Here is a 10,234-nt window from a genome sequence, read left to right as displayed (position 1 = left end):
GCGTGCTGGCGAAGCGCCGACAGCGTCGACGTATCGAGGAGCAGGCGCGGATGCGCCGCCGTCACTGCGGGGACTGTCGCGGCAAATGCGGACGACGACATCGTGACCGTCAGTGCGGTGAACAACACCGCGCAGCTTCCCGCGGCCACGCCACGCAGATACCGCGAAGGTTTGCCAAGAGACTGCCGGGCTGCGAGGGAAGCGTGGGGAGCGAGCGCTGAAGCAGGGATGCGCGAACCATGCCCCGCCTGGGGATTGCGGAAAAACTTCATTCGGAGACTCCAAGACACGTCGTATTCCGCGGACGTTCGAGACGTGCCTTGTCAAGCTCGCGGGGGAAAGGGAAAGGGTCCTACCTTGCAGCAGCAAGTTACGCACATGCCAGCTGACCGTTTGTTAGACGAATCACACCAGCGCGCGAGTCTTGCGTGACGCAGCGCACGCTTTGACGCGTTGCTCACCGCAAATTGCCGCAACGTCCACGGAAGATGGATCACCTGCAGCTGCACCGACGCTCGGTAGCCAAGCCACGAGCCGTGGCGCCATGGCGATTCAGCGTCATGCCCCGGCGTCTCCGACGCCGTTCATGAACACCGAAGCAGCACCTTGCCGACTCGGGCGGTCGCCACTTCAAGTGCCAAGGGACGATCCTGGGCATGGAGCGCTGCATAGATGCCGAGCTGCGCGAGACGCTCCAGAAACTAGGCGCGGAGCTGGTCCTCGCACCGAACAGTGCGCCGGACGAGTCGCCAAGCGCGTCGAACGCCATGCACCACGGCGACTTCGACGACGACGAGAGGACGGTCAGGTCCACCTTCAACCGCATCCTCGCGAGCGCGACCACACCGGCCGACGCCAAGCGGGGTGCACGTGCCGCGGCGTCGCCCGACATGCCCGCGGCCGTCACCGCCGAAGACGACGCAGCCAAGCCGATGTTCCGCCGCTCCGCCTCGTCCCCGCGCGATCAGTGGACGCAAATGGATGCGAAGACGGGGTGCTGAGCGGCTGCCTGCACCCAACGCGCCGGCGGATCTGCGGCGTTGATCACCGCACCATGCGGCATCCTCGTCTGTTGGCATCGACACGGCGTCACGAAGCGAGAAGGGCCGACGGGCGACGGCGCGATTTCGCTCTGTACGGAACACGGTGCCGCCGACGTGCAAGCCGCCAACGCGAACGGAGGCTGGGGGGTGAGCATGGGAAAGCTGCAGGCTCCGCGGTCGGAAAGCTGTCCCGGCTTTCTGTGCTTTCGGGGCGGCGCATCGCCGCCCTACTCGGCAGATGGTCGCGCCCCGTGCGCCAGATACCGTTTCGCATTCCTCTCGAAGGGAAGCGCGCTACGACGGAACGCCGCAGTGTTCGCAGCGTCCCGTTCACGAGGAACTCCTGCGCATGTCGCGCACGCGGTGCCACACGAACCACGCCAGCCCCAGCACGAAGATGGCGATGATGACCGCATCGAAGCGATGGAAGATGGCGCCGAGCGTGTCCCAGTGCTCGCCCATCTTCAGGCCCACCCACGCCAGGCACCAGCACCAGATCAGCGAGCCGACGAAGGTGTAGAGGGTGAATCGCCAGAACGGCATGTGCGAGATGCCGGCGGGCAGCGCAATGAACGTGCGGACCACCGGCAGCAGGCGGCCGACGAAGATGATGATCTCGCCGTAGCGCGAGAACCAGCGATCGGCGCGATCCAGATCTTGCGAAGACAGCAGCACGTATTTGCCGAAGCGCTCGATCGCGCGCCGGCCGCCCCACGCGCCGAGCGCATAGGCAGCCCATGAACCGACCACGCAGCCCACCGCGCCAGCCAGCGCCACCGCCCACAGCGTGAGCGTGCCCTGGTAAGCGAGGTAGCCGGCAAACGGCATGATCACTTCCGACGGCAGCGGCAAACACGCGCTCTCCAGCGCCATCAGCAGCGAGATGCCGAGATACCCGGCGTGGGAGATGAAGCCCATCAACGCGCCGCCCAGCAGACCCATCCATTTTTCCAGCACGTCCACTCCCGATGTTGCGGAGCGTTGCGCCCCAGCCGCGCACTCTAGTCACGTCCATGTGTAGGCAAGCGCACGCTCGCCCGCCCGGCGGCCCCTCGGCCGGCCGCCTGCGTGTGGTGCTCCACCCAGACGCCGGCATGCCGACGGGGGAGAATCCGGTGCCGCGCATCATTTCGGATAGCCGGACGCTGATGCCAGCCTGCCAGCCCTGGTGCCGCCCGCGCGCGGAATCGCCCTGACCCGGTTATCCCGCGCGCGAACAGACGCGTCGGGCGCGCTGGCGCCGCTGCCTTTCGCGCCCGGCTATCGTGGAACCCCGCGCTGCACAGAGGCTCGCGTCACGTTGGCTTCCGGACATCCGCCCCGGTTCCAGCCTTCCCCGCTTCGTCAGGTCAGGACGGTTGCTGCGAGATGTCTTCGCCCAGGGCGACGGCTCGCTGACGATCTTGTCTGCAGGACAGGTCACGCGCTGGCTGCCCCAAGGGAAGGACCGCTTCGTCGAAAAGTCCTCCGGGATTCCGCTGGCCGTGGTTCGCGATCGCCAGGACCGGGTTGCGCGCATCGCAAGCGCCGCGTTGTATCCGGTCGCTGTTTTTGAACGGGCCCCGCCGTTGACGGATGTTCTCCCGCCCATTGCCGCGTTCGGCTTCGCCACGATTCTGCTCGCCCTGTTCGTTCGCCTTGCCAGCCGGCTGCTCCATCGATTTGTCCCGGCCTATGCCGGGAGCCGCTTTGCGGCGTCGGCCAACCCCGCCTCCTTGGCAAACCGGTGGGCGCGGCGCGGATATTGGACGATTATTGTCGCGATCGTCGCGTGGGCACTTTTCGGGCTGGCGCTGGCGATCGACTTCAAGGTGCTGTTCGTGATGCCGTTTGCGGTCCGCTTGCTACTGGGAACGCTGGCTTTACTCACTGCGCCCGCGGCGCTTGCCCAGATGTGGGGCGCGTGGCGCGATACGGACCGTCACTGGCTTTCCCGCGGCTGGTCGTGGCTGGTAGCCCTGGCCAGTGGCGCCCTGGCCTGGACGGTCTATGTGCTCGACCTCATCAATTTCAGCGCGAACTGGTAGGGCGCTGCGGATGCGACCACGGCCCACCACAAGCGGCGCGCTGATCACCCGACCTGTGGTGGGTCTTGCAGCCGTCCCCTTTCCAAACATCCTTGCCTGCGTCCGGCCCTCACCACGTGGCCGGCATTGCCCCAGAGGCGCGCGTTCGACATCATCCGCGAGCCCTGCGGGCGCGACCAGCCGGCGCGGGAAAAGCGTATGCCATGAGCGACATGCGCGGTGGCTCCACGGCATCGACCGGGAGTGCCCGGGCCTGCCAACCGCCAGAGCCCCCGCGCCAGGCTCTGGCCAACAATCGCAGGCTGCAATTCCCAACCGCGCGAACTTCGCCGAGGGCGGGCAATCTAGGGGCAGGTGCGGCACCCGCTTCAGTCGGCGATCGGGGCGACGTTGTCCGCCAGGTTGCGGTCGATGCGCAAGGCGTGCGGATCGACTCCGGCAAAGGCCGGGCGCTCGGCGGTGACGAAACGGAGAATCTGTTTGCCGCTATGGACCTGCGCGGTCACCATCGTGAGCGTCGACGCCTTGGTGGGCGTCAGCTCACCGGGATCGGCGGTGAACAGCCCGACCTCGATCGGCTCGTCCAGCGGCGCCGCGTGTTCCTCGCCCTTGCCATCGGCGTAGAGCTTTCGCGCCTCGACCGGTACCGTCACATCCCATTTGCCGTCCAGGCGTTTGACCGCGGTCGGATGCACCACCTTCAGGTCGTAGAGCGTGATCCGCTCGAACAGGTCGGTGATCAGCGCCTGGTCGGCCGGGGTCTTGGCCTCCTCGCGCAGCAGGGCGATGAGATCCAGTGAGCGGGGATACGGTGCAACCGAGAAGCGGTACCTGTCCACGAAGCGGCGAAGCGCCCGGTTGACCGCGTCCTCGCCGATCCGGTGCTGCAGGAAGTAAAGCGCCAGCGCGCCTTTGCCATAGTTGATGTAGTCCTGGTTGAGGCTCGCGCTGACCAGGGGCTGCTCTTGCAGCACCTGCGTGCGGCGGCCGGCAAGGTAGCGGTCGATCTGGAAGCGCAGGAACCGGCTGGCCATCGCCTCGCCTTCGAGCCGGCGAAGAACCATCAGCGCGGAGTACTGCGACAGCGTTTCGTAGAGCAGCGAGCCGCCCTGCATGCGCGCCCCCGTCACCTGGTGTCCCCACCACTGGTGGGCGATCTCGTGCGCGGTCAGCATGCTGACCATGTCCAGTTGGCCCGGATCGCGCAGGTCCATCTCGAAGATGCCCTCCCCCACGGAGAGGATGCCCGGGTAAGCATGCCCGCCGCCCGCATCCGGCCGCTCGACCACTTGCAGCTGGGTGAACTGGTACGGCCCGAAGGCGCGGCTGTAGTAGCCGATGGACGCCTGCATGACCTTCATCATGCGGTCCACGTTCCAGGCGTGACGCGGATCGAAGTAGATCCGGTAGGTGATGCCGCCCGCGCTCGATTCCTTCACCGCGAAGCGGCCGGAGTTGATCGAAAGGAGGTTCTTCATCGGCTGTTCGGACACGAACAGGGCTGAGCGCCGACCACCCTGCACGCGTTCCCATGCACGCCTGCCCGGAGCGACCGGAACCTGGTCGGCGGACGTGGACACGGTGATGGACGAGCTGGTCCAGCTCAGGTCGCTGTTGGGCGTGACGTAGGTGGCCGACAGATCATCGAGCCGCGGGAACGGTGCGCGTTCCGGTAGACCGTACTTGCGGCGGATCGAGGGATCTTCCAGCAGGCCCAGGTCGCTCATGCCGATCCGGGGCGTGGCGTGCACGGTGTCGAGCTGGGTCCCGTTGGAGACGATGCTGGTCTGCGTGCCGCTGGCACGGAAGCCGACCTGCTGCAGGCGCGTGTGAAAGCGCAGCACGCGCGCCTCGCCCGGCTGCATCGGGTGGTCGAAGCGGTAGATGCGGTAGTGGAACACCGGGTCGTCCCGCTCCAGCCGCGCCCCGGGGAGATCGAGGCCGAGCAACTGAATGTCGGAGTTCAACAGCCGCACGTGCACCTGCTCGATGGGCCGGTCGGTCTCGTTGACCAGGCGGTAGCTGCCGCGCACGTCGGCCAGGATGCGCTCCGGGTACAGCGCCACATTCAGTTCGACGTGGCGCACCACCGGCTGCGGCAGCGCGGCGTATTTGAAATAGCGCTGCTCGTACTCCGCCAGGTAGCGATCCGGGTCGGGCCGCACGCCGTCGTTGAGCACCAGCGTGTTGTAGACGATCCACCCGCCGCTCAGCGCGAGCATCACCGCGGCGCAGGCACCGGCCAGGCGGGCGGAACGTGTCAGGCGCGTGCGGGCCAGGCGCAAGCGCGTTTTCAGGCCATGCGCGGTGCCGCGCGGCCACAACAGGTGGGCGGCCACCATCAGCAGCGTGGCGACCGCGGCCCAGAACAGCCGGAACCACCAGGCCGCGGCCCAGGCATTGCCCTGGCCGGCCATGTCGGTGAACGGCACGCCGGGCGCCCGGCCGTAGATCCACAGCGGGTTTTCCAAGCCGGCGCCCGGGCCGAACAGAAGCACGCCGATGTAGAGCACCATCACGCCCCATCCGGCGTACTTGCTCGGGCTCAGCGCGTGCAGGAACACCGCGAGCACAGCCACCAGGATCGCGTCCACGCCCATGGGCAGCAGGCACCAGAGCAGGAACTGACCCGGCGCCAGCGGCACGCCCCCCTTCAACGCCTGCACCAGCAGGGCCATGGCGACACCCACGCAGAGTGTCGCCACCAGTACCAGCGCCAGGCCGAGCATCTTCGGCAGCATCAGCGCCCAGGGTTCCAGCGGCGCGGCATCGACGATCTCGTTGATCCTGCGCTCGCGTTCGCGCCAGACCAGCTCGCCGCCGTAGAACGCCGCCACGACCACCAGGACGGTGGCGAAACTCCCCTCGATGTTGGGCACCAGCACGGACGCCAGCGGGTACAGCGGAACATCCATCCAGCCGGTCGCGCTCCACAGGCCCGGGAACGTGGTCAGCACGGCGAGGGCAAGCAGGATCAGGAACAGCGGGCTGCGGACCACGAAGCGCATTTCCATGGCGAGCCGGGCGAGGAACTGGGCCCGCGCGCTCTGCGCGCCGAACCGCGCATTCGGCAGGGTGCCGATCGACGCATGGGGCTGTGCCGGAGCCTCGGCGTTCCGGTCACGCGAGTTGCCTGCCCGGGGGGGCGCCGTCGCCGGTTCGGTGAAGCTGAAAAGACGGTAGGTGATCGCCAGACAGGCCAGGGCCAGCGCCACCCACAACAGCCGGCTCTGCAGCAGCAACCCGCTGATGGGAATTGCACCGGCGTTGAGCTGCACGGCGGTCAGGTAACGCGAGGAAGCCATGTAGGCGGACACACCGAACGGATCGGCGAATACGCGGACGGTCGCCAGCTCGGTTTGGCCTTCCATCAGCCGCTGGCCGACCAGATAGAAGATCAGCAGCACGATGACACCGACGAACGTGCCGGCCATCGAACGCGTCGCCGCTGCCAGCGCGAACAGAATCGCCGAGATGATCAGCACGTTGGGGAGGGCAAACAGTCCGTAGCCGAGTGCAAAGCCCGCGAGGTGGTTCGGCCCGAGCATCGCGCGGTTGGCGAACGGCAGCAGCGTGCCCAGCCATGAGCCGAGCGTCGCCATGGCCAGGATCACCGCGCCGATGCCGAAGACAGCCAGGAAGCGCCCGCCCAGGTAGGCGGACTTGGTGATCGGCGTTGCGCGTATCAGCGGGCCGAAGCCAGTCTGGCTGTCGCGCAGCACCGCGTTGGAGACGAATGCCGCGCCGACGAACAGGAACAGCAGCGACACCATGAGGTGCACCACGATGACGGCGTGTGGACTGTTGTAGAGGACATTGCCGCCGCCGGTCTTGACCAGCTTGAACACGGCCATGTCGGTGAAAGCGCCCAGCAGCAACAACACCGCGACGACCCGGAACAGCAGGCTGCCGAGCTGGTAGCGAAATTCGAACGCGGCGACCTTCCAGAGCATCGGGGTGTCCTCAGGCCGCGCGTCGCGGTTGCGCGAGCGTCGCGAAATAGACGTCTTCCAGATCGCCCGGCTGGGCCACGAAGCCGTCGCCCGGATCGGCGTCGCACAGCACGTGCACGACCGTGCGGCCGCCGTACAGCCGGGTCGCGATGACGTGGTGGCGGGTCTTGCACGCGTCCAGTTCGTCGCGCCCGATGGTCTTTTTCCAGATCCGCCCGTCGGTGGCGCGGATCAGGTCGTGCGGAGCGCCCTGGAGCTGGATGCGGCCCGCGGCCAGTACCGCCATCTGCGGGCACAGGTCGGCGACGTCCTCGACGATGTGGGTGGAGAGAATCACCACCACGGTCTCGCCGATCTCGGCCAGCAGGTTGAGAAAGCGATTGCGCTCTTCCGGGTCGAGTCCGGCAGTCGGCTCGTCCACGATGATCAGCCGCGGGTTACCGATCAGCGCCTGGGCGATGCCGAAGCGCTGGCGCATGCCGCCGGAGAAGCCGGCCAGCGCCTTGTTGCGCACATTCCAGAGGTTCACCTGTTGCAGGAGTTTCTCCACCGTTTCGCGGCGTTCGCCCGCGGTGGCGATGCCCTTCAATGCCGCCATGTGGTCGAGCATGGTGTGGGCCGACACGCGCGGGTACACGCCGAAATCCTGCGGCAGGTAGCCCAGCGTGCGTCGCAGCTTCTGGGGATCGGCGACCACGTCGATGTCGCCGAAGCGGATCTGGCCTTCGGTCGGCGCCTGCAGGGTGGCCACCGTGCGCATCAGGGTCGACTTGCCGGCACCGTTCGGGCCCAACAGCCCGAACATGCCGCGCGGGATCGTAAGCGTGACCCCGTCCAGCGCGCGGGTCCCGTTGTCGTAGACGTGGCCTACGTTGGTTAACTGCAACACCCTGCTTCCCCTGGATTTGCCGCCTATCGCGCCGACGCACTGTTGTACATGTCTATTACACCATGTCAGTGCCGAAGGTCACGCGGAAAGTCCTGAGGCATGGCTTTCCGTCCTGCCCCTCCCCGGCGCCCTGCCGTGATGGCGTCGCGCGTGGTCACCCTCGAAATGCCCGGGCCGCCCCGGAGCAACAGGATGGCTGGGGCCAGTGAAACGAACCTCGCTCGCTGGACCCGGTTCGTCACCCGCTGCCTCGGCGCGGCGGCGATCGTTCCCGATACATCCAGCCAAGCAGCACGTCAGACGTGCTGCTCCGCAAAGCCTCTCGCGACCGGCCCGCAGCACTGCAGGCGTGTTTGCCGATGGATTACCACCGCCGCGTGCGGGCGACGCACGGGACGGGATCTGGTGGCGCGCCATGCCCTCGGGCTGTACTGCATGTACTGTGCGTCCCGGTGATTCACGGTTTGCAGGGTGTTTTTCAGCCCGACGCAGAAGCCATAGGAACGGGTGGCGAAATCCAATGACGCTCATGACGAAGCCGTGCGTGATCGCTTCTTGCCTGGTAGTGATGAGCCTGGCGGCAGGTGGCATTACCGCAGCGCCACAAGCGCTCCAGCACGCGACCCGCGCGGCGACGAGCCCCACGCAAGTGGCCGGGAACACCGGCCAGGATCACGGACCGCCCTCGCCCGCCTCCGAAGCGATCCACCCGAACACGCACGCGCCGGCGCCCGCGCTGCACGCCGGCGACACGCGCCCGACGCTGCTGGAGGGCTACGGCAACGGCGACTACCCCATCACCACCGACAGTGCGCAGGCGCAGGCCTACTTCACCAACGGCATGGTTCTGGCGTTCGCTTTTGCACACAAGGCCGCGATGGCGGCGATGAAGGAATCGACACGGCTCGACCCCGCGTGCGCCATGTGTCTCTGGGGGCTGGCCTATACGTCCGGGCCCACGCTCAACTACGACAAGCATGCGAAGGAGCGCGTCGGCCTCCTGAAACTGGCGCGCCGCGCCGAAAAGCTCGCACGCGCGCATGGCAGCACGCGTGAGCGCGACTTGACCCATGCGCTTGTCACACGCTTTCGCCGCGGCAACACCGAAAGGCGCGACAGAAACTACGCCGACGCCATGACGCGGCTCGCCCGCCGCTACCCGGCCGACGACACCATCAACGTGCTGGCGGCCGATGCCGTGCTGATCGCCCCGACCAAGCACGAGGAGCGCCAGCCAGCCGGACTCAAGGCGATGACCTTGCTCGAGCCGGTGCTGGCCCGATCACCCGACAACGTGGCGGCCATCCATTTCTATATCCATGCCAGCGAAACCGCGGGCCGCTCCGCGATGGCCGAGCCCTACGCCGACCGCCTTACCGCGCTTGCACCCGCCGCCAGCCACCTGATCCACATGCCGTCGCACACCTGGTACTGGGTGGGCCGCTATCAGGACGCCGCCGACGCCAATGTGCGCGCGGTAAAGATCGATCAGGCCAACGCCGCGCGGCTGGGCTACCCCGAGCACGGCGGTGCGTTCGAACTGCCCTATCACGCGCACAACGTCATTTTCGGCGTGGGCGGAGCGATGATGGCGGGCGATTCGCGCGCGGCGCTGATGCTCGCGCGGCCGCTCATCGACAACGCCCAGAACCGCGGCAAGGGATCGCCTTTCATCCAGCTGTATTCCGCCGCAGGCTATTTCGCAGTGGCCCGCTTCGACGATCCGCTGGCCGTGCTCGCCCTGAAGGAGCCCAAGCTGCCGTACCTCAAGGCCGCCTGGCACTTTGCCCGCGGCGAAGCCTTTGCCTATGAAAAAGATGTGGCCGGCGTAAAAGCCGAACTGGACGCCATCCCGGCCACGCTGGTCAAAGGCAAGGTCGACGACGGCGGGCGCGCGCCGGAGCAGTTGCTTGGCATCACCCGCGCCGTGCTGAGGGGCCGTATCGCCGTGCTCGAGGGTCGCTGGTCGGACGCTATCGCGGCGTATCGCGAAGGGGCGACGATGGAAGAAACCCCCGACTTCCAGCGCTTCTCCGACCCGCCGGCCTTCTGGTATCCGGTGCGGCGCGACCTGGCGGCCACGCTGCTGGCCAGTGGCGACAAACCCGGTGCGGTGCGCGAAGCCGAGGCCACGCTGAAACTGCGCCCCAGGGATCCGGCAACCCTGCTCATCCTTGCCGAGGCGCAAGCGACACCAGAGTAGAAGACGCACCGCTTGGACACGGGGCATGCGCCGCACGCCGACACCGCTGCGGATTCCCCCGGTGCCCATGCCAGCGGGAAGCGCCGGGCTGATGGAGCCGAAGGCGCGGTCTGGCGCCC

General features: G+C 67.3%; 7 protein-coding genes. 3 read left to right on the top strand and 4 right to left on the bottom strand.

The window, feature by feature from the left end:
• The coding region (locus tag VFG40_RS03470; RefSeq protein ID WP_324894942.1) for a hypothetical protein at positions 1–272 on the bottom strand (272 nt) is incomplete at its 3' end.
• A gap of 495 nt (positions 273–767) precedes the next feature.
• Here VFG40_RS03470 and VFG40_RS03465 point away from each other — a divergent pair.
• Entirely contained in the window at positions 768–1,001 is a 234-nt protein-coding gene (locus VFG40_RS03465) for a hypothetical protein (RefSeq protein WP_324894937.1), read from the top strand.
• A 372-nt stretch (positions 1,002–1,373) separates the two neighbouring features.
• Here VFG40_RS03465 and VFG40_RS03460 read toward each other — a convergent pair whose 3' ends face one another.
• Positions 1,374–2,000 (bottom strand): DedA family protein, encoded by a 627-nt coding sequence (locus tag VFG40_RS03460; protein WP_324894935.1) that lies wholly within the window; start codon positions 1,998–2,000, stop codon positions 1,374–1,376.
• Positions 2,001–2,401: 401 nt separating this feature from the next.
• Here VFG40_RS03460 and VFG40_RS03455 point away from each other — a divergent pair, with 401 nt between their 5' ends.
• Positions 2,402–3,070, top strand: coding sequence for a hypothetical protein (locus VFG40_RS03455; protein ID WP_324894933.1), 669 nt, complete (start codon positions 2,402–2,404; stop codon positions 3,068–3,070).
• A 368-nt stretch (positions 3,071–3,438) separates the two neighbouring features.
• Here VFG40_RS03455 and VFG40_RS03450 read toward each other — a convergent pair whose 3' ends face one another.
• Both VFG40_RS03450 and VFG40_RS03445 read right to left on the bottom strand, forming a co-directional pair.
• Positions 3,439–7,023, bottom strand: coding sequence for a M1 family aminopeptidase (locus VFG40_RS03450; protein ID WP_324894931.1), 3,585 nt, complete (start codon positions 7,021–7,023; stop codon positions 3,439–3,441).
• A gap of 10 nt (positions 7,024–7,033) precedes the next feature.
• Positions 7,034–7,912 carry an ABC transporter ATP-binding protein gene (locus VFG40_RS03445; RefSeq protein ID WP_324894929.1) on the bottom strand — a complete coding sequence of 293 codons (879 nt, stop codon included), beginning with the start codon at positions 7,910–7,912 and terminating at the stop codon, positions 7,034–7,036.
• A 205-nt stretch (positions 7,913–8,117) separates the two neighbouring features.
• Here VFG40_RS03445 and VFG40_RS03440 point away from each other — a divergent pair, with 205 nt between their 5' ends.
• On the top strand, positions 8,118–10,115 hold the full coding sequence (locus VFG40_RS03440) for a tetratricopeptide repeat protein (protein ID WP_324894927.1): 1,998 nt from the start codon (positions 8,118–8,120) through the stop codon (positions 10,113–10,115).
• Positions 10,116–10,234: the final 119 nt, after the last annotated feature.

The organism is Dyella sp. (assembly GCF_035685805.1).
GTDB lineage: Bacteria > Pseudomonadota > Gammaproteobacteria > Xanthomonadales > Rhodanobacteraceae > Dyella_A.
Note: the sequence above shows the minus strand (reverse complement) of the source record. Positions and strands in the feature narration are given on the sequence as shown.